Source organism: Arthrobacter sp. CAN_A1 (assembly GCF_015751665.1).
Taxonomy (GTDB): Bacteria; Actinomycetota; Actinomycetes; order Actinomycetales; family Micrococcaceae; genus Arthrobacter_D.
The window spans coordinates 69,283-88,884 of sequence record NZ_JADOUR010000008.1 but is presented as its reverse complement, the minus strand read 5'-3'; the positions used below and the strand labels follow the sequence as shown (position 1 = coordinate 88,884).

At 65.7% G+C, this 19,602-nt stretch carries 18 protein-coding genes; 4 read left to right on the top strand and 14 right to left on the bottom strand.

Features of this window, described 5'->3' with window-relative positions; translation table 11 throughout:
• The first annotated feature begins 5 nt into the window (after positions 1 to 5).
• From IWX62_RS10900 to pgl, 4 genes are read left to right on the top strand one after another with little or no spacing between them, the layout of a single operon-like run.
• Positions 6 to 1,661 (top strand): glucose-6-phosphate isomerase, encoded by a 1,656-nt coding sequence (locus tag IWX62_RS10900; protein ID WP_196841444.1) that lies wholly within the window; start codon positions 6 to 8, stop codon positions 1,659 to 1,661.
• Positions 1,661 to 3,205 carry a glucose-6-phosphate dehydrogenase gene (gene zwf, locus IWX62_RS10895; RefSeq protein WP_196841443.1) on the top strand — a complete coding sequence of 515 codons (1,545 nt, stop codon included), beginning with the start codon at positions 1,661 to 1,663 and terminating at the stop codon, positions 3,203 to 3,205. The genes IWX62_RS10900 and zwf overlap by 1 nt, the downstream gene beginning before the upstream one ends.
• Entirely contained in the window at positions 3,202 to 4,143 is a 942-nt protein-coding gene (locus IWX62_RS10890; RefSeq protein WP_196841442.1) for a glucose-6-phosphate dehydrogenase assembly protein OpcA, read from the top strand. Before zwf ends, IWX62_RS10890 begins: the two co-directional genes overlap by 4 nt.
• Positions 4,133 to 4,966, top strand: coding sequence for a 6-phosphogluconolactonase (gene pgl, locus IWX62_RS10885; RefSeq protein WP_196841441.1), 834 nt, complete (start codon positions 4,133 to 4,135; stop codon positions 4,964 to 4,966). Before IWX62_RS10890 ends, pgl begins: the two co-directional genes overlap by 11 nt.
• Before the next feature lie 42 nt (positions 4,967 to 5,008).
• Here pgl and IWX62_RS10880 read toward each other — a convergent pair whose 3' ends face one another.
• From IWX62_RS10880 to IWX62_RS10815, 14 genes are all read right to left on the bottom strand, one after another.
• The gene (locus IWX62_RS10880) at positions 5,009 to 5,404 is read right to left on the bottom strand and encodes an RNA polymerase-binding protein RbpA (protein ID WP_196841440.1); all 396 of its coding nucleotides are present in this window, start codon (positions 5,402 to 5,404) and stop codon (positions 5,009 to 5,011) included.
• A gap of 97 nt (positions 5,405 to 5,501) precedes the next feature.
• The gene (secG, locus tag IWX62_RS10875) at positions 5,502 to 5,747 is read right to left on the bottom strand and encodes a preprotein translocase subunit SecG (protein ID WP_196841439.1); all 246 of its coding nucleotides are present in this window, start codon (positions 5,745 to 5,747) and stop codon (positions 5,502 to 5,504) included.
• 54 nt (positions 5,748 to 5,801) lie between these two features.
• Positions 5,802 to 6,617, bottom strand: a complete 816-nt coding sequence (gene tpiA, locus IWX62_RS10870) for a triose-phosphate isomerase (protein WP_196841438.1) — start codon at positions 6,615 to 6,617, stop codon at positions 5,802 to 5,804.
• Positions 6,618 to 6,626: 9 nt separating this feature from the next.
• Positions 6,627 to 7,871 carry a phosphoglycerate kinase gene (locus IWX62_RS10865; protein ID WP_196841437.1) on the bottom strand — a complete coding sequence of 415 codons (1,245 nt, stop codon included), beginning with the start codon at positions 7,869 to 7,871 and terminating at the stop codon, positions 6,627 to 6,629.
• A gap of 16 nt (positions 7,872 to 7,887) precedes the next feature.
• Positions 7,888 to 8,898, bottom strand: coding sequence for a type I glyceraldehyde-3-phosphate dehydrogenase (gene gap / locus IWX62_RS10860; protein ID WP_196841436.1), 1,011 nt, complete (start codon positions 8,896 to 8,898; stop codon positions 7,888 to 7,890).
• Positions 8,899 to 8,994: 96 nt separating this feature from the next.
• Positions 8,995 to 9,621, bottom strand: a complete 627-nt coding sequence (locus tag IWX62_RS10855) for a superoxide dismutase (protein WP_171585115.1) — start codon at positions 9,619 to 9,621, stop codon at positions 8,995 to 8,997.
• Between the two features lie 136 nt (positions 9,622 to 9,757).
• Complete coding sequence (gene whiA, locus IWX62_RS10850; RefSeq protein ID WP_196841435.1) at positions 9,758 to 10,738, bottom strand: DNA-binding protein WhiA; 981 nt, start codon at positions 10,736 to 10,738, stop codon at positions 9,758 to 9,760.
• Positions 10,739 to 10,757: 19 nt separating this feature from the next.
• Positions 10,758 to 11,792 (bottom strand): gluconeogenesis factor YvcK family protein, encoded by a 1,035-nt coding sequence (locus IWX62_RS10845; protein ID WP_196841434.1) that lies wholly within the window; start codon positions 11,790 to 11,792, stop codon positions 10,758 to 10,760.
• The gene (rapZ, locus tag IWX62_RS10840) at positions 11,792 to 12,694 is read right to left on the bottom strand and encodes an RNase adapter RapZ (protein ID WP_196841433.1); all 903 of its coding nucleotides are present in this window, start codon (positions 12,692 to 12,694) and stop codon (positions 11,792 to 11,794) included. Before rapZ ends, IWX62_RS10845 begins: the two co-directional genes overlap by 1 nt.
• Before the next feature lie 64 nt (positions 12,695 to 12,758).
• On the bottom strand, positions 12,759 to 14,774 hold the full coding sequence (gene uvrC / locus IWX62_RS10835) for an excinuclease ABC subunit UvrC (protein WP_196841432.1): 2,016 nt from the start codon (positions 14,772 to 14,774) through the stop codon (positions 12,759 to 12,761).
• Positions 14,774 to 15,442 (bottom strand): lysophospholipid acyltransferase family protein, encoded by a 669-nt coding sequence (locus IWX62_RS10830; RefSeq protein ID WP_196841431.1) that lies wholly within the window; start codon positions 15,440 to 15,442, stop codon positions 14,774 to 14,776. The genes uvrC and IWX62_RS10830 overlap by 1 nt, the downstream gene beginning before the upstream one ends.
• Positions 15,429 to 16,103 (bottom strand): HAD hydrolase-like protein, encoded by a 675-nt coding sequence (locus IWX62_RS10825; RefSeq protein WP_196841430.1) that lies wholly within the window; start codon positions 16,101 to 16,103, stop codon positions 15,429 to 15,431. The genes IWX62_RS10830 and IWX62_RS10825 overlap by 14 nt, the downstream gene beginning before the upstream one ends.
• Positions 16,104 to 16,194: 91 nt before the next feature.
• Positions 16,195 to 19,095, bottom strand: a complete 2,901-nt coding sequence (gene uvrA / locus IWX62_RS10820) for an excinuclease ABC subunit UvrA (RefSeq protein ID WP_196841429.1) — start codon at positions 19,093 to 19,095, stop codon at positions 16,195 to 16,197.
• Positions 19,096 to 19,180: 85 nt separating this feature from the next.
• Complete coding sequence (locus IWX62_RS10815; RefSeq protein WP_196841428.1) at positions 19,181 to 19,576, bottom strand: GntR family transcriptional regulator; 396 nt, start codon at positions 19,574 to 19,576, stop codon at positions 19,181 to 19,183.
• Positions 19,577 to 19,602 lie beyond the last annotated feature (26 nt).

Here is a 19,602-nt window from a genome sequence, read left to right as displayed (position 1 = left end):
GAAAAATGAGCTCCATGACGCTTGCAGCGGCCGGCGCCGCCCTCGAAGCCATCGACCGTGTCACCGGTACCCTCGTCGAGGATCGGGTCGCATCACGGTTGATGGCCAAGGACTCCACCCTGTGGGGTCCGGACGCCGAGGCGGAGGCAGCGGTCCGCCTGGGCTGGGTCGGTCTGATCGATGCCTCCCGCAGCCTCGTGCCGAGCATCATGGACCTGCGCGCCACCCTGCACGCAGACGGCGTCAGCCGGATCGTCCTCTGCGGGATGGGCGGCTCCTCCCTGGCACCCGAGGTGATCACCCAGACGGCCGGAGTCGAACTGACAGTGCTCGATTCAACCGACCCTGACCAGGTGCGCCGGACCGTCGAGGACCGGCTCGCCGAGACAGCCGTTGTGGTGTCGTCGAAGTCGGGTTCGACGGTGGAGACTGACTCGCAGCGACGGATGTTCGAGGCGGCGTTCACTGCGGCCGGCATCGACCCGCTCACCCGCGTGGTCATCGTCACCGATCCCGGGTCGCCACTGGACGTCTCGGCACGCGAAGCGGGTTACCGTGCGGTGTTCAACGCCGACCCGAACGTCGGCGGCCGGTACTCGGCGCTCACCGCCTTTGGCCTGGTCCCCTCGGGTCTCGCCGGCGTCGACCTTGACGCGCTGCTTGACGACGCCGAGGAGACGGCAGAATTCCTGGGCGAGGACGATCCCACCAACATCGGGCTGCGGCTCGGTGCTGTGCTGGGCGCCACCTCTCCCCTGCGCGACAAGATTGTCTTCGCTGACGAAGCGTCGGGGATCCCCGGCCTCGCGGACTGGGCCGAACAGCTCATCGCCGAGTCCACCGGCAAGCTGGGCACCGGGGTCCTCCCGGTGGTCGCCGAAGAAGGTGCGCCGGAAATTCTTGCCGCCGACGACGACGTCCTCGCCGTCCGGCTGACCGCACCGGACGCGGACATCGAGCCGACCGGACACCAGGTCACCGTCAGCGGTAGCCTGGGCAGCCAGCTCCTGGTGTGGGAATTCGCCACGGCGGTGGCCGGACGCCTGCTGGGCATCAACCCGTTTGACCAGCCAGACGTCGAGGCGGCGAAGGTTGCGGCCCGGGGACTCCTCGACGCGCAGCCCGAGACAACTCCAGCGAACTTCGTTGACGGCGCCGTGGAAGTCCGCGGCGACAGCGAACTCCTCGGCGACGCCAGCACGCTCGGCGATGCGCTGCAGAACCTTTTCGCAACCCTCGACCCGAACGGCTACCTCTCCGTCCAGGCCTACCTGGACCGGTCAGCGCAGGCGTCGCTGGAGGGTGTCAGGTCGCCCCTCGCATCACTGACCGGCCGGCCCGTCACCTTCGGCTGGGGACCGCGCTTCCTCCACTCCACCGGCCAATTCCACAAGGGCGGGCCAGCGCAGGGCGTGTACCTCTCCATCACCGGCGCGGCAGCCGATGATCTGGCCATCCCGGACCGGCCGTTCACCTTCGGCGAGCTGATCACTGCCCAGGCGGCAGGGGACGCGCAGGTCCTTGCCGGCAAGGGCCGCCCGGTCCTCCGCCTGCACCTGGCCGACCGCGCTGCGGGGATCGACCAGCTCACCCAGGTCATCACTCACCTGCTGGGCGGGACCGCCGGCCAGCGAGCCACCGATGAAAGCGGTAACGCATAGTGCAGGATTCCGCAGAGGGACGGTCAGCCAACCCGCTGAGGGACCCCCGGGACCGGCGGCTCAGCCGGATTGCCGGGCCGTCCTCGCTGGTGCTCTTCGGCGTCACGGGCGACCTTGCCCGCAAGAAACTCATGCCGGCGGTCTACGACCTCGCCAACCGGGGACTGCTCCCTCCCAGCTTCGCGCTGATCGGGTTCGGCCGCCGGGAGTGGGATGACGAACGGTTCGTCGAGGAGGTGCGCGACGCCGTCACCCAGTACTCGCGCACCCCGTTCGACGAAACGGTATGGGAACAATTCTCCGCCGGGATCCGGTTTGTGCAGGGCAATTTCGACGACGACGACGCCTTCGGCCGGCTCGAAGCCACCCTGGAGGAACTCGATTCCAGCCGCGGCACCCGTGGCAACCACGCCTTTTACCTGTCCATCCCGCCGAAGGACTTCGAACTGGTCTGCCAGAAGCTCTCCGAACACGGTCTGGCTCAGCCGGGCGAGGGCCAGTGGCGCCGGGTGGTCATCGAGAAGCCCTTTGGCCACAACCTGCAGTCCGCCCGGGAACTCAACGCCATCGTTGAACAGGTCTTCCCGCCGGACGCCGTGTTCAGGATTGACCACTACCTCGGCAAGGAAACGGTCCAGAACATCCTGGCACTGCGGTTCGCCAACCAGTTGTTCGAACCCCTGTGGAACGCCAACTATGTTGACCACGTCCAGATCACCATGGCCGAGGACATTGGTATCGGCAGCCGGGCAGGATACTACGACGGCGTCGGCGCTGCCCGTGACGTCATCCAGAACCACCTCCTGCAACTCCTTGCGCTGACGGCCATGGAGGAACCGATCTCCTTCAACGCCAATGACCTGCGGGCGGAAAAGGAGAAAGTCCTCGCGGCGGTCAAACTGCCGGATGACCTGTCCACTTCCTCGGCCCGCGGTCAGTACGACGCCGGCTGGCAGGGTGGCGAACTGGTGAAGGGTTTCCTGGAGGAGGAGGGCATTCCTGCCCACTCCACCTCGGAGAGCTTCGCCGCCCTTCGCCTGGACATCCACACCCGCCGGTGGAGCGGAGTGCCGTTCTATCTAAGAGCGGGAAAGCGGCTCGGACGGCGGGTGACCGAGATCGCCGTCGTCTTCAAACGCGCACCCAACCTCTTGTTCCGGGATCACGGCGAAGACGACTTCGGCCAGAACGCCGTGGTCATCAGGGTGCAGCCCGATGAGGGCGCCACCATCCGGTTCGGATCCAAGGTCCCCGGCACCCAGATGGAAGTCAGGGACGTCACCATGGACTTCGGTTACGGTCATTCGTTCACCGAATCCAGCCCTGAGGCCTATGAACGGTTGATCCTCGATGTGCTGCTCGGTGAACCGCCGTTGTTCCCCCGGCACGAGGAAGTCGAGTTGTCCTGGAAGATTCTCGACCCGTTTGAGGAATACTGGGCCAGCCTCGGCGACCAGCCGGACAAGTATGTGCCGGGAAGCTGGGGCCCCGCCTCGGCTGATGAGCTCCTCGCCCGTGATGGAAGGACGTGGCGCAGGCCATGATCGTTGAACTGCCGGACACCACCACGTCGAAGGTGTCCAAGGAAATCATGACGCTGCGGGACAAGGGCGGCGTCGTCGCGCTCGGCCGCGTTCTCACCCTGGTGGTGGTGACCAGCTCGGGCAACGAGGAGGAAGCCATCCTCGCCGCCAACCTTGCGAGCCGGGAACACCCCTGCCGGATCATCGTCCTGGCCCTCTGCTCGGAGGACGAGGACACCCGGCTGGACGCCCAGATCCGCGTCGGCGGTGACGCCGGCGCCTCGGAAGTGATTGTCCTCAACGGGTACGGCCAGCTCGCCGAGGAAAATGAGTCCCTCGTGTCCGCCCTGCTGCTCCCCGACGCTCCCATCGTCGCCTGGTGGCCACACGGCGCGCCGGCAAACGCAGCCAAGACCTCCATCGGGAGTATCGCTCACCGCCGGATCACCGACACGGCCAACGAACCCGACCCGGTCGCCGCGCTCTTCACCATCAGGGACACATACGCCGCCGGTGACACCGACCTCGCCTGGACCCGCCTGACGAACTGGCGGATCCAGTTGGCGGCTGTCCTCGATCAGATCGACGATTCCCCCATCACCTCGGTCACCGTCGAAGGTGCCGAGGATTCGCCCAGCACTGTGCTGCTCGCGGCGTGGCTCACCCTCGCCCTCGACGCCCCCGTCACCATCGCCGCCGGACCGGCCGGAACCGGGCTCCGCCGGGTGCGCCTGTCCCGTCCCGCTGGTGACGTGGAACTGAACCGGCCCCATCTGGCCGTCGCCGAGCTCTACCAGCCGGGACAACCCGTGCAAAGGATTTCCTTGCCACGGCGCAGCCTGCAAGACTGTCTCGCAGAAGAGCTCCGCCGTCTTGACCCGGATGAGGTATTCGGCGAGGTCATGTTGCAGGGGCTTGCCCGGACCAATCTAAGGAGTGTGCGTCCCAGTGAACGCTGACCCCAAAGTCAGTATCCACCCCGATTCAGCCCTGCTCGCAGCAACTGTCGCTGCACGGTTGATTACCCGGCTCGTCGATATCCAAAACGAACGCGGGTCAGCCACCGTGGTGCTGACCGGCGGTTCGCTGGGCACGGCGGCCCTCGCCGCGGTCGCCGAGTCCCCGGCCTGCTCGGCTGTGGACTGGAGCAGGGTCGATTTCTGGTGGGGCGACGAACGCTTTCTCAGCTCGAGCGACCCCGAACGGAATGCGGTCCAGGCGCGCGAAGCCCTCCTTGGCAAGCTCGGCCTGGCCGACTCCCAGGTCCACGAGTTTGGTTCGAGCGACGACTTCCCCGATCAGGACGCAGCTGCCGCCGACTACGCTGCACGGTTGCAGGACGCCGCCGAGGCGGAGCAGGCCCAGTCGGACGACGACGACGGGCAGGACCCACGTCTCCCCCGGTTCGACGTGTTGCTGCTGGGGGTTGGACCCGATGCCCACATCGCGTCCCTGTTCCCCGAGATGCAGGGAATCCGGACCAGGGACCAGACAGTGGTGGGCGTGTCGGGTGCCCCGAAGCCGCCGGCGCTCAGGATTTCGCTCACCCTTGAGGCGCTCAACTCGGCCGAGGAAATCTGGATCGCCGCCGGTGGCCAGGACAAGGCCGGCGCCGTGGGGCTTGCCCTGGCCGGAGCCGGGCCTGTCCAGGTGCCAGCCGCGGGGGCACGTGGCCGCCGCAAGACCTTGTGGCTGATCGACCAGGAAGCAGCGGCTCAACTGCCCGGTCGCCTCATCGCCGGCGATGACAGCGACGATGAAGGCGACGAGGACAGCAGGTAGGGGCCGTTCAGCAGGCCGGGGGAACGGCCTGGCTGGAACGGTTTAGGAGGCCAGTCCGCCTCTGAGCCCGGATCGGCGCTCCCGCAGGTTGCGGAGAGCCTGTTCCAGCACGTTGGCTGCTTCCTCCTCGGTGCGCCGTTCCTTGGCGTACTGGAGGTGGCTTTTGAAGGGTTCAACGCCGTCCACCAAGGGTTCCACCCCCGGGAGCCTGCCAGCCGCACGGCCGCATCGCCCGCACTCCCATACCTCGGGAATCTCGTCGTCGTGCAGCTTGGCGAAGGTCGGTTTCGTCTCGTGGTTCTCGACGCACCAATAGCTCACCACGGTGCGATCCACAACAGCGGGTCTTCGCCCGGACTCGGCTTGCCAACCGGCCATTCCCCCGTATGAATCAGTTCCCACCCGAGTGCCTTTAAATGCGTTTCCCGCGTTAACCATGGATTGCTCCTGGACTAGGCTCCGACAACAGGGTCAGTCTACGCCCAATGCAGTACCGGGAACATGGTGGTTAACGCGGGAGATTAAGCAGGAAGTGTTACTCGGCGAACCGTTGGATCAGGCCGAGGGAGACGATAACGACGCCCCAGGCGAGGCCGAGGGCAACGGTGAACCGGTTGAGGTTCCGTTCCGCAACGCCCGACGAACCCATGCTGGTGGTCATGCCGCCACCGAACATGTCAGACATGCCACCGCCGCGGCCCTTGTGCAACAGGATGAGAAGGGTGAGCAGCAAGCTGGTGACGCCAAGGAGCACCAGCAAGATGATACGGAGAATGTCCACAGTGGCCTTTCAGGGGTAACCGACGTGCGCGATCGACCGGAGTCGGATCAGTGCCTAATCGGTGACCAGGAGATGTTCGAACCTGACAATACTAGCAAACTCGGCAGCGTCCAGGCTGGCGCCGCCGACCAGCAGGCCGTCGACGTCCCGGCCCTTCAGGATCGAGCCGGCATTGGCGGCCTTGACCGATCCGCCGTAGAGCATCCTGACCTTTCCGGCAGTCTCCGCGTCGTAGAGCGAGGTGAGTTCGGCGCGCAGGGCCGCGCACATTTCCTGTGCGTCTTCCGGCCCGGCGACTTCGCCCGTGCCGATGGCCCAAACCGGTTCGTAGGCAACCACCAGGTCTGCGACCTGTTCGGCTCCCAACCCTGCGATACCGCCGCGCAACTGGCCCAGGGTGTGCTCAACGTGGTTGTTGGCCTGACGGACCTCGAGCCCTTCCCCCACACAGAGGATGGGGGTCAGGGTGTGCCTGAAAGCGGCCTGCACCTTGCTGTTCAGGAGTTCATCACCCTCCTGGTGGATGGCCCGTCGCTCCGAGTGGCCGACCAGCACGTAGCTGCAGTCGAGCTTCTTGAGGAACTGGCCCGAGATGTCGCCGGTGTAGGCGCCCGAATCGTGGGGGGAAAGGTCCTGGCCCCCGTACACGACCTGCAGGTCGTCACCCCGGACGAGGGTCTGCACCCCGCGGAGGTCGGTGAACGGAGGGAAGACCGCCACTTCTGCGCGCTGGTAGTCGTGCCCCGCGTCGTCGAGGGTCCAGGCGAGCTTCTGGAGAAGGGTGATCCCCTGGACATGGTCCAGGTTCATCTTCCAGTTGCCGGCGATCAGGGGACGGCGGTCGTACGTGCCGTTGGTCGAGGAAGTCATGTGCTGCTCCTACTGCCCGAGGGCTGTCAGTCCGGGGAGTTCCTTGCCTTCGAGGTACTCGAGGCTGGCACCTCCGCCGGTCGAAATATGGCCAAACTGATCGTCGGTGAAACCGAGCGACCGGACGGCTGCTGCTGAGTCGCCGCCTCCCACCACGGTGAGCGCGCCGCGTGCCGTGGCCTCGGTCAACGCCTGGGCTACGGTTCTGGTGCCACCGGCGAACGCGTCGAACTCGAACACGCCCATCGGGCCGTTCCAGAAGACCGTTCCGGCGGTAGCGATCGAGTCCGCGAAGGCAGCCCCCGAGGCCGGTCCGATGTCGAGTCCCAGTCCTCCGGCGCCGAACGGACTTCCCTCCATGGCGTCCGCTGAAACCGTCTCATGGGCGGCGTCGGCGGCGAACCGTTCAGCCACCACAATGTCGGTCGGCAGGACGAACTCGGTCCCTGCCTGCTCGGCGCGCTTCAGGTACCCCTTGACGACGTCGATCTGGTCCTCTTCCAGCAGGCTTGCGCCGACCGGATGGCCCTGGGCCGCGAGGAAGGTGAAGACCATGCCGCCGCCGACCAGGATCCGGTCAGCGGTCCCCAGCAGGTTTTCGATGACGGCGAGCTTGTCGGACACCTTCGAGCCGCCGAGCACCACCACGAAGGGAGCGACCGGTTCGCTTGTGAGGCGTTGCAGCACGTCCACCTCGGTCTTCACTAGGTCGCCCTGGTAGGACGGAAGGAGCGACGCGATGTCGAAGACGCTCGCATGTTTCCGGTGGACGGCGCCGAAAGCATCGTCCACATAGGCTCCGTTGTCCCCGGTCAGCGCGGCCAGCTCGGCGGCCAAGGCCTGGCGTTCGCCGTCGTCCTTGCTGGTTTCCCGGGCATCGAACCTTACGTTCTCAAGGACCAGGACGCTGCCGCCGGCGAGGGCGGCGGCACGCTCCCGGGCGTCCTCCCCCGTCGTGTCAGCCGCCAGAGCGACGGGAAAGTCCGCCAGTTCCGCGAGCCGGTCCACAGCGGGCTTCAACGAGTACCGCTCATCGGGGGTGCCCTTCGGGCGCCCGAGGTGAGCCATCACAATCACTGCGGCCCCCTCCCCGGTCAACTTCCGCAGCACTGGCAGGGAGGCCCGAAGCCGGCCGTCGTCGGTCACCCGTGGGCTTTCGCCCGCGGTGTCGAGCGGGACATTCAGGTCTGACCGCACCAGGACCGTGCGTCCACGGACGCCGGTGCTCAGGAGGTCATCAAGGGAGGAGGCCACTGTCGATCCTTCGGTGCTAGGAGAGCTTGGAGGCGACGATTGACGTCAGGTCAACGAGGCGGTTCGAGTAGCCCCACTCGTTGTCGTACCAGGCGACAACCTTGACCTGGTTGCCGATGACCTTAGTCAGACCCGAGTCGAAGATCGATGAGGCGGGGTCGCCGACGATGTCCGAGGACACGATCGGTGCGTCGGTGTACGAGAGGTAGCCCTTCAGCTTCCCCTCGGCCGCGGCAGCCTGGTACGCGGCGTTGACCTCGTCGACGGTTACTTCGCGTGACACGGTCACGGTCAGGTCGGTGGCCGAACCGGTGGGTACCGGTACGCGGATGGCGTAGCCGTCCAGCTTTCCCTTCAACTCGGGGAGGACCAGGCCGATGGCCTTTGCTGCACCGGTTGAGGTGGGAACCATGTTGATGGCGGCGGCGCGGGCACGGCGCAGGTCGTTGTGCGGGCCGTCCTGCAGGTTCTGGTCCGCGGTGTAGGCGTGGATAGTGGTCATCAGGCCACGCTCGATCCCGAAGCTGTCGTTGAGCACCTTCGCCAGCGGCCCGAGGCAGTTGGTGGTGCAGGAGGCGTTGGAGATGATGTGGTGGTTCTCGGGATCGTACAGATCGTCGTTCACGCCGAGAACCACAGTGATGTCCTCGTCGGAGGCTGGCGCGGAAATGATGACCTTCTTCGCACCGGCGTCGATGTGCTTGCGCGCTGCGGCTGCCTTGGTGAAGAAACCGGTGGATTCGATGACGATGTCCACCTCCAGGTCCTTCCACGGCAGGTTGGCGGGGTCACGCTCGGCGAGCACCCGGATGGACTTGCCGTCCACCACGATGTTTCCGTCCTTGACCTCAACCGTCGCGGCGAGCCGTCCGGTGACGGAGTCGTACTTCAGGAGGTGGGCCAGGGCCTCGGGGCTGGTCAGGTCGTTGACAGCAACAATTTCCAGGTCAGCACCCTGTTCCAGTGCGGCGCGAAAGAAATTACGCCCGATTCGACCGAAGCCGTTGATTCCTACACGAGTAGTCACTTGTTCTATCTCCTTGAACTGTAATGGGGGTGGGGCCGGGACGCCGCCGCGGGGCGGCGTCCCGGGTACGCCCGTGAGGGCGCTGTGCCTGCTGTGCTAGCCGACGACGATCAGTGACGTGGCCGAGGTGCGGGCCGCGGCGAAGCGCTTGGCGACGTCGGCCCAGTTCACGATGTTCCAGAACGCCTTGACGTAGTCAGCCTTGACGTTGACGTAGTCCAGGTAGAAGGCGTGCTCCCACATGTCCAGCATCAGCAGTGGGGTGGTGCCTACTGCGACGTTGCCCTGCTGATCGTAAAGCTGTTCAATAACGAGGTTCCCGCCGATGGGTTCGTAGGCGAGGAAGGCCCAGCCGGAGCCCTGCAGTGCGAGGGCAGCCGCGCTGAACTGGGCGCGGAACTTGTCGAACGAGCCGAAAGCATCATCGATGGCAGCAGCAAGCTCTCCTTCAGGGGAGTCGCCGCCGTCCGGTGACAGGTTGTTCCAGAAGACTGAGTGGTTGATGTGGCCGCCGGTGTGGAAGGCCAGGTCCTTGGAGAGCTTCGAAATGTTACCGAAGTCGCCCTTTTCGCGGGCCTCGGCCAGCTGGGCCATGGCATCGTTGGCGCCCTTGACGTAGGCAGCGTGGTGCTTGCTGTGGTGGAGCTCCATGATGCGCGCGGAGATGTGCGGCTCCAGTGCAGCGTAATCGTAGTTCAGTTCGGGCAGTACGTACTCGCTCACGAATTCCTCCAGGTTGGTCTGCCACCGTGGGTGATTGTGCACCGCACGCGGTCAGACACCGTAGTTGGTTCAATACCGCATGGTTCACCGCCGGTGTCGGTGGTGTTGCCATGCCTCTTCCATCCTATGCAGAGATTCACTCGTCCAACATGTCGGCTGTCACATTGGCTTCGGTTCCCGGGATGTCGATCTCGATGGCCCGCTTGTCGGCCATCGCCAGCAGGCGCCTGATCCGCCCGGCGATGGCGTCCTTGGTCATGGGAGGGTTGGCCAATCCGCCGAGTTCATCGAGGCTTGCCTGCTTGTGGGCCACCCTCAGTTCGCCCGCGTACTTGAGGTGATCAGGAACACCCTCGCCGAGGATCTCCAGGGCGCGTTCCACCCGGGCGCCGGCGGCGACAGCTGCCTGGGCGGACCGCCGCAGGTTGGCGTCGTCGAAGTTGGCCAGCCGGTTGGCCGTGGCCCGCACCTCTTTGCGCATCCGGCGTTCCTCCCACACCATGAGCGCGTCGTGGGCGCCCATCCGGGTGAGCAGGGCGGCGATGGTGTCGCCGTCGCGGATCACCACCCGGTCCACTCCCCTCACCTCGCGGGCCTTGGCAGCGATGCCGAGGCGGCGTGCCGCACCGACGAGGGCCAGGGCTGACTCCGGTCCGGGGCAGGTGACCTCCAGGGAGGAGGACCGGCCCGGTTCGGTCAGGGAACCGTGCGCCAGGAAGGCGCCGCGCCACACCGCTTCAGCGTCGGCGGTCGAACCGTTGACGACGGCGGAGGGCAGGCCGCGCACCGGCCGGCCGCGGTTGTCGAGCAACCCCGTCTGGCGGGCGAGGGATTCGCCGTCGCGCACCACCCGCACCACATAGCGGTTGCCACGGCGCAGGCCGCCGCCGGAGACGACAATAATCTCGCTGTTATGCCCGTACACTTCGGCGATCGTGGTCCGCAGCCGCCGGGCCGTGGAGGCAAGGTCAACCTCGGCTTCGATGACAATCCGGCCGGAGATGATGTGCAGTCCGCCGGCGAAACGCAGCAGAGCGGAGACCTCGGCTTTGCGAACCGATGACTTCTTGACAGAGAGGTGCGACAGCTCCTCTTTTACGTCCGCAGTCAGCGCCACAAATACACCCTCAGATCGATTAGTTTTCACCAAACATGTCATGAAACGCGGTTGCGAGCCGCAGCGGATCATGAACAGGTTTGCCCGTTGAAGAGCCTACTTTACCCAACACGGCACGGCCCCCCATCTCGGCGACGGCGGCAACGAACTCGGCGCGGTGGTCACCGATCACCGCGGGGTCGGCGATCACCACGTCCACGGTGAACTCCGGCGCGTACCGCCTGATCACCTCCAGATGATCCACTGCTGACATGCCAACGGTTTCCTTGGTCTCATTGCTGAGATTCATGGTCAGGCATCGTTTGGCGGTGGTGCTGCACAGGGCGTCCCGCAGCTCAGGGAGGAGCAGGTGCGGGAGGACTGAGGTGTACCAGGAGCCAGGTCCGAGGATCACCCAATCGGCCAGTTCCACAGCGGTGAGCGCGTCGACGCAGGCCGGCGCTCCGGCCGGGAGCAGGCGCACGTTATTGACGTTCCCGGCGCTGCCGGCGACGGCGAGCTGCGATTGTCCGCTGACGGTCCGTAGCCGCAGGGTGCCGTCCACCTCCGAGAGCACATCGCCCTCGATGGTCAGCGGGACGCTGGCCATGGGAAGGACCCGGCCCCGCGCGCCCAGGAGCGCCCCGGCCCACTGCAGGCCGGCCACGGGATCACCCAGCAGCTCCCACAGGGTGACGATCAGCAGGTTGCCGAGCGCATGGTTGTCCAGCGATCCCTCCTCCCCGTGCCGCGAGGTGAACCGGTGCTGCATCACGTCGCGCCAGGTGCGGCCCCAGTCGGTGTCATCGCACAGGGCCGCAAGGGCCATCCGCAGGTCACCGGGGGGAAGCACGCCGAGTTCCTTGCGGAGCTTGCCAGAAGACCCGCCGTCGTCGGCAACCGTTACCACGGCTGTCAGCTCGGAGGTGAGCAGCCGCAGGGCGGAGAGCGATGACGACAGGCCGTGCCCGCCGCCCAGCGCCACCACCGAGGGCGCGTTCTCCTGCGGTCCTGACCCGCGCCGGTTCGCTGCCGCTGCCGGCAGCATGGGCAGGGACCCCGTGAGAATGGCCACTATTCCCTGCCCAGATCACGGTGGTGCGCGGTGACCTGCAGGCGCGGCTGCTGGGCGAGCCGCTTGGCAATCTCCTCGGTGACGGCAACGGACCGGTGTTTGCCGCCGGTGCAGCCGATCGCGATGGTGGCGTAATGCTTGTTCTCGCGCCGGTACCCTTCCAGGACGGGTTCCAGGGCGTGGACGTACCGGTTGATGAAGTCCGCGGCGCCGGTGGCTCCCAGCACATAGTCGCGGACCGGCTGGTCAAGTCCGGTCTGTGGGCGCAGCACGGGCACCCAGTGCGGATTGGGTATGAACCTGACGTCTGCGACGTAGTTGGAATCGACGGGCAGGCCGTACTTGAAGCCGAAGCTCATCACGTTGATGCGCAGCACGATCGGGCCGGACTCGGAGAACAGTTCGGTAATGGTCGTCGCGAGGGCGTGGACGTTCAGTTCCGAGGTGTCGACCACCAAATCGGACGCCTCTTTGAGTTCCTTCAGCACTTCCCGTTCGGCGGCGATGCCGTCGAGGATCCGTCCCTCGTCCTGAAGCGGGTGGGGCCGGCGGCCCTGTTCGAACCGCCGCACCAGCGTGTCGTCGGCGGCGTCGAGGAAGAGGACCCGGTAGTTCACACCCGACGTGCGCAACGCCTGCAGTGAGCCACGGATGTCGTGGAACAGTTCCTGGCTGCGGACGTCGACGACGACCGCGAGTTTCGGGATGGATTGCGGCATCCGGGCCACCAACTCGGTGAGAGTACCCAGCATCTGGGGTGGCAGGTTTTCGACCACGTACCAGCCGTGATCCTCCAGCGCATTGGCTGCCGTGCTTCGGCCGGCGCCGGACATACCGGTCACCACCAGCAGTTCCGATTCCGCAGGTTTGATCGGAGTAAGGCTGTCGTCGCCCTCAGTCATGTGCGTGTTCCATCCTGGCGGTTGGTGGTGGCTCAAACAGGTCTTTCCCCACCCCCTACCCTAACTAAGTCTCGAGGATTTCGCCGGTGGCCATATTCACCGCTGGTGCTGGTGCGTCGGCGGCCCCGTCGGGTCCCGCCGTCGCCAGGGTGCGGTGCAGCGCGTCGGCGAGCGAGGGACCCACACCGGGCACGGCCTGCAGCTCCTCGATGGTTGCCGCACGGATCTTTTTGACTGACCCGAAGTGGCTCAGGATGGCCTTCTTTTTGGCGGGGCCGAGGCCCGGGACCGCGTCGAGCGCTGACGCGGTCATCGACTTGCCGCGTTTCTGCCGGTGGAAGGCGATGGCGAACCGGTGCGCCTCGTCCCGGATCCGCTGCAGCAGGAAGAGTCCCTCCGAGGCGCGGGGCAGGATGACCGGGAAGTCGCTGTCGGGCAGCCACACTTCCTCGAGTCGTTTGGCGAGGCCGATCACGAAGACGTCGTCAATGCCGAGGTCCTTCAGCGCCCGCGCTGCGGCGTGCACCTGCGGTTGGCCGCCGTCGACCACTACCAGGTTGGGCGGGTAGGCGAATTTTTGGCGGGGCGCGGCGGTGGTGGTGTCGGCCAGCGGGCCAGCCGCGCCGCCGTCGTCGCCGGTGCTGGCGTCCGTGGTGTCGCGCGGCACCGGACCGGTCTTCTCGGCGAGGTAGTTGCGGAACCGGCGCTGAATCACGTCGTACATCGAAGCGGTGTCATCGCGGGCCGCGTCCCCCGTGATGGAGAACCTGCGGTAGTCCGCCTTCCGGGGCAGCCCGTCTTCGACCACGACCATGGAGGCCACCACGTTGGTGCCCTGGACGTGGGAAATGTCAAAACATTCGATGCGCATCAGAGGCTGCGGCAGGTCGAGGGCTTCCTGTAGCTCCTGGAGGGCTGCGGAGCGGGTGGTGAGGTCACCGGCGCGGCGGCTCTTGTGGAGCCGGAGCGCGTCCGCGGCGTTCTGCTCCACCGTTCCGAGTAGGGTTGCCTTGTCGCCGCGGCGGGGCACCCGCAGGTCCACCCGGGCGCCGCGGAGACCGGCGAGCCAGACTGACATCTCCTCTGCGTTGCTGGGGAGTTCCGGCACGAGGACTTCGCGCGGAATCTGGTTGTTGCTGCTGCTGCCGTCGCCGTAGACCTGCTGCAGGAGGTGTTCCACCAGGTCTGCCGTGCTCATGTCCTCGACCTTCTCCACCATCCAGCCGCGCTGGCCGCGGATCCGGCCGCCGCGGACGTGGAAGACCTGGACCGCTGCCTCGAGCTCGTCTTCCTTGAGCGCGAAGATGTCGGCGTCGGTGTCCTCCGAAAGCACCACGGTGTTGCGTTCGAACACGCGTTTCAGGGCAGCGATATCGTCCCGGATCCTCGCGGCAGACTCATAGTCGAGTTCGGCGACGGCAGCGGTCATCTTCTTCTCAAGATCGACGATGAACCGGGTCGCCTGGCCGCCCATGAAGTCGCAGAACTGAGCAGCGAGGTCCCGGTGATCCTCGGGGGTGATCCGCCCCACGCAGGGTGCCGAGCATTTGTCGATGTAGCCGAGGAGGCAGGGACGGCCGGTACGTTCGGCCCGTTTGAAGACCCCACTGCTGCAGGTTCGCACGGGAAAGACCCGAAGCAGGGTGTCGACCGTTTCGCGGATCGCCTTGGCCGGGTAGAACGGCCCGAAATAGCGGGTGTCCTTCCGGCGGTCCCCCCGCATCACCTGAACCCTGGGGTACTTCTCCCCCATCGTGACGGCCAGGTAGGGGTAGGACTTGTCGTCACGGAACATGACGTTGAACCTGGGGTTAAATTCCTTGATCCAGGTGTATTCGAGCTGCAGGGCCTCAAGCTCACTGCCCACCACGGTCCACTCAACGCTCGCTGCAGTGAACACCATGGCCCGGGTCCGGGGCAGCAAGCCCTGCGGGTTGGCGAAGTAGGAGTTCAATCGGGACCGGAGGTTCTTGGCCTTCCCGACGTAGACCACGCGAGAATGCTCGTCCCTGAACCGGTAGACGCCGGGGTCGAGGGGAATTTCGCCGGTCTTGGGCCGGTAGCTGCGGGGGTCGGCCATTACTCAAGCACCGGACTCTGGTTATAACTGGTGGAACGCTGTTGACCGCTCAGGGCCGCAATGGAGTCCATGATGGTGTCGGTGGCATGCCGGCGCGCCGGCAGTGAATGTCCAGGCCCGGTCTTCTCGAAGTACAGGGGCACGCCGATCTTCATGGTGAAGTGTTGGGGTTTGATGCGTTTCTGTCCGGCTGGCTGCAGGTTTTCCGTGCCGATCAATCCGACGGGCAGGACTGGTGCTCCAGTGGTCAGGGCGAGCCAACCGACGCCGGTCCGCCCCCGGTAGAGCAGCCCGTCCCGGGACCTGGTGCCCTCGGGGTAGATGCCGATGCCGTTGCCACCTTCCAGCAGTTCGTGAAGTGTTTTGAGGGCCTGGACGCTCGCTGCCTGCTGGCCCCGCTCGACGGGGATCGAGCCGACGCCCTCGAAAAAGGAGCGCATGGCCTTCCCCTTGAGGCCCCGGCCGGTGAAGTACTCGGCTTTGGCGAAGAAGGCCACCGGCCGCGGCATGAGAGCCTGGATCAGCACGCTGTCAAGAAATGACAGGTGATTGGCTGCGACGATTAGCGGACCGTCAGCAGGTACGTTGGCGAGGCCTTCAACGGTGGGACGGCACAGTCCCGCGATCAGCCCGCGGGTGCTGCTTCGGGTGAGGTCATAGATTCCCATGACCCACCTCACGCGGCACCCGTGTCAGGATCAGTTCCATCAACTGTTCAGCCGAGTCCGCCGGTTCGGTGGCTCCTGCCACAGTGAATTCCTCGGCTGACCCGAACCCCCAGGTGACAGGGATGCAGTCCAGGCCGTTGGCTGCTGCTCCGGATATGTCGTGGGACCTGTCGCCGACCATGATGGCGCCGTCGTACCCGCCCTCATACGCCGCCAGGGCGGCGGCGATGATCGGTGTTTTCCCTGCGGGCCCAGGCGACCGTTCCTGGTCGGATGACCCGTGGACGGATCCGAACAGGGCGTCCATACCCTGGACGCGCAGCAACTCGCGGGCGAGGCCTTGCGGCTTCTGGGTGGCAACGGCCACCAGGTGACCGTCCGCTTTCAGCGCCTCGACGACGCCGATAACCCCCGGGTACGGTTTGCTGCCGGCCATCCCGTGGCTGCGATACCCGTCCCGGTAGTGGGCGATGACCGAGTCCACCAGATGCCCGGGGACACCCCCGATGCTGCGGAGCGAGGTGGCCAGCGGAGGCCCGACCATGGCCCGCAACCCCTCTTCCGAGGGACGCGCCAGCCCGTGGGCCTCCAGCGATGCGACGATTCCACCGGTGATGGCGCCTGCGGGGTCGACGAGAGTTCCATCGAGGTCAAAGAGCACGAGCAGACGGTAATTTATCACCGGCCAAGTTTCCCACAGCCGGTGCCCGCGAGAAAACTGCATTCCTCCGATGGAATATATCGGGGCCCGCCTAGCGTCCGAGGGTCTCGGCGAGGAACGTTCCGGTGTAGCTGGTCGTCGACTTGGCAACCTGTTCCGGGGTGCCAGTTGCGATGATCTGCCCGCCGCCGGATCCGCCGTCGGGCCCGAGGTCGATCACCCAGTCCGCACTCTTGATCACGTCGAGGTTGTGCTCGATGGTGATCACGGTGTTGCCCTTGTCGACCAGTCCCTGCAGGACGAGCAGAAGCTTCCTGATGTCCTCGAAGTGCAGGCCGGTGGTCGGTTCGTCGAGCACATAGATGCTGCGGCCGTTGGACCGCTTCTGCAGTTCGCTGGCCAGCTTCACCCGCTGCGCCTCACCGCCGGACAGGGTAGTGGCAGGCTGTCCCAGCCGGACATACCCGAGACCGACATCGACCAGGGTGGTGAGGTGCCGTGCGATGGGGCTGAACGCCGCGAAGAACTCGGCGCCTTCCTCGATCGGCATGTTCAGCACATCGGCGATGGTCTTGCCCTTGTAGTGGACCTCGAGCGTCTCACGGTTATAACGCTGCCCGTGGCAGACCTCGCACGGTACGTAGACATCCGGCAGGAAGTTCATTTCGATCTTCAGGGTGCCGTCCCCGGAGCATGCTTCGCAGCGGCCGCCCTTCACGTTGAAGGAGAACCGGCCCGGGAGGTAGCCGCGGACCTTCGCCTCGGTGGTCTCGGCGAAGAGCTTCCTGATGTTGTCGAAAACGCCGGTGTAGGTCGCGGGGTTGGATCGGGGGGTTCGCCCGATCGGGCTCTGATCGACGTGGACCACCTTGTCGAGGTGCTCGAGCCCGTCGATCCGCTTATGCCGCCCGGCGACCTGCTTGGCGCCGTTGAGCTTGTTGGCCAGGACCTTGTAGAGGATCTCATTGACCAGCGTCGACTTGCCCGATCCGCTGACGCCGGTGACGGCGGTCAGGACGCCCAGCGGGAAGGCGATGTCGAAGGAGGTCAGGTTGTGCTCGCGGGCACCAACCACCTTCAGTTGCCGGGACTTGTCAATCTTCCGACGCTTCTTCGGGATCTCGATTTTCCGGCGCCCCGACAGGTAATCGCCGGTGATGGAGCGCTCGTTGGTGAGCAGGTCCTCGAGGAGGCCGGAATGCACCACCTCGCCGCCGTGCTCTCCAGCGCCGGGACCGATGTCCACGATCCAGTCGGCTTCCTGGATGGTGTCCTCATCATGCTCCACGACGATCAGCGTGTTCCCGAGGTTGCGCAGCCGGGCCAGAGTCTCGATCAGCCGGCGGTTGTCGCGCTGGTGCAGCCCGATCGACGGCTCGTCGAGGACGTAGAGCACGCCCACCAGGCCCGAACCGATCTGGGTGGCAAGGCGGATGCGCTGTGCCTCCCCGCCGGAGAGGGTCCCGGAGGCGCGTTCGAGGTTGAGGTATTCCAGCCCGACGTCGAGGAGGAACTGGAGGCGGGCCTGAATCTCCTTGAGGACCTGGGCGGCAATCTGCGCCTCTCGACCGGTCAACACCAGGTTGTTGAGGAAGTCGCTGCAGTCGCGCATCGGCATGGCGGCGACCGATGCGATGGATTTACCGTTGATCAGCACCGACAGCGAGGCTGGATTCAGCCGGGCTCCCCCACAGGACGGGCAGGGGATCTGCCGCATGTACTCCTCGTAGCGGTCCCGCGCGTGATCCGATTCCGTTTCGAGGTGCTTGCGGTGGATGTACTGTACGGCTCCTTCAAATCCGGTGCTGTACTTGCGTTCGCGTCCGAACCTGTTCTTGTACTGCACCACCACCTTGTGGTCCTTGCCGTGCAGGGCGGCCTCGCGGGCACGGTCCGGGAGCTTGCGCCACGGCACATCCATCCTGAAGTTGAGCTCTTTGGAGAGCCCCTCAAGGAGCCGGGTCCAGTATTCGAGGGTTGCGGTGCCCAGCGACCAAGGGGCAATGGCACCCTCGGCGAGGGTTAGGTCCGGGTTGGGGACCACCAGCTCCTCATCAACCTCGAGCTTGGTGCCGATGCCGGTGCACGCCGGGCACGCACCGAAGGGGTTGTTGAACGAGAACGAGCGGGGCTCAATCTCGTCGATGGCCAGGGGGTGTTCGTTGGGGCAGGCCAGATGTTCGGAGAAGGCCCTGAGACGTTTGCTGTCCTTCTCGGGGAGATCAACGAAATCGGCGAGCACCCGGCCGTCGGCCAGCTTGAGAGCCGTTTCCACCGAGTCGGTCAACCGTTGGCTGATGCCGTCCTTGACCACCAGGCGGTCGACGATCACTTCGATAGTGTGCTTGTACTGCTTGCCCAGCTTGGGCGGATCCGAGAGCTGGACGACGTCGCCGTCGACCCGTGCGCGCGCGTATCCCTTGGCCGTCAGCTCCTGGAACAGGTCGACGAACTCACCCTTGCGGCCGCGGACCACCGGGGCGAGGATCTGGAAGCGGGTGCCTTCCTCCAGTTCGAGCAACTGGTCGACAATCTGCTGGGGGGTCTGCTTGGCTACCGGCTCGCCACAGGTGGGGCAGTGCGGGCGGCCGACGCGGGCCCACAGGAGGCGCATGTAGTCGTAGATCTCGGTGATTGTCCCGACCGTTGACCGGGGGTTCTTGTTGGTCGACTTCTGGTCGATGGACACCGCCGGGGACAGTCCCTCAATGAAGTCCACATCCGGCTTGTCCACCTGGCCGAGGAACTGCCTGGCGTAGGCGGACAGGGACTCCACATAACGGCGCTGGCCCTCGGCGAAAATAGTGTCGAACGCGAGGGAGGATTTACCCGACCCGGAGAGCCCGGTGAAGACGATCATCGCGTCCCGCGGCAGGTCAAGGTCGACGTTGCGCAGGTTGTGTTCGCGCGCCCCCTTGACGATCAGGCGCGAAAGGTCCTGCGGCAGTTGAGGGTCGGAAAACTCGGATTCGAGCGAGGTTGCAATAGACACCTTCCTACTCTAATTGAAACGCCGTTCGAATACATATTCGATTGATGTTTTTTCAGCGTGTCGTCGGCGCGTTGTGCCCCGATGTTCACCGACGGCGCAGCGCAGCCCTCAGATACGCCACCGCTTCGTCCTCGGTGAGGCCGTTGGCCTTGATCACGTCGGCATAGCCGTCGGCGGCTGCGGCGGCGCGCTGCCTGGCCTCATCCCCGGCTGCAGCCACCACCGTTCCGGCCCGCGACCGGGTGACCACAATGTTCGCCTGTTCGAGTTCCCGGTAGGCCCGGGCAACGGTGTTGACCGCTACCCCCAGATGACCGGCCAGGGTCCGCACCGGAGGCAACCGGGTGCCGACGGGAAGGGAGCCGTTGTTGGCGGCGTCGAGGATCTGGACCCGAAGCTGTTCATAGGGAGGGACTGAACTTGCCTGGTCAATGCGCAGCCAACTGGTGACATCGGAGCTGCCTGTTGCGCCAGGATTCACTGTGGCCTTCCGGTCGCTGTCTGTTC

Excerpts from the sequence above, each read along its gene's own strand:
- uvrC (WP_196841432.1), bottom strand. The coding sequence starts at position 14,774 with ATGGCCGACCCCCGCAGCTACCGGCCCAAGACCGGCGAAATTCCCCTC.
- IWX62_RS10900 (WP_196841444.1), top strand. The coding sequence starts at position 6 with ATGAGCTCCATGACGCTTGCAGCGGCCGGCGCCGCCCTCGAAGCCATC.
- rapZ (WP_196841433.1), bottom strand. The coding sequence starts at position 12,694 with ATGACTGAGGGCGACGACAGCCTTACTCCGATCAAACCTGCGGAATCG.
- IWX62_RS10830 (WP_196841431.1), bottom strand. The coding sequence starts at position 15,442 with ATGGGAATCTATGACCTCACCCGAAGCAGCACCCGCGGGCTGATCGCG.
- tpiA (WP_196841438.1), bottom strand. The coding sequence starts at position 6,617 with ATGACTTCCTCGACCAACGGCACGTACGACCGCCGTCCCCTGATCGCC.
- IWX62_RS10880 (WP_196841440.1), bottom strand. The coding sequence starts at position 5,404 with ATGGTTAACGCGGGAAACGCATTTAAAGGCACTCGGGTGGGAACTGAT.
- IWX62_RS10890 (WP_196841442.1), top strand. The coding sequence starts at position 3,202 with ATGATCGTTGAACTGCCGGACACCACCACGTCGAAGGTGTCCAAGGAA.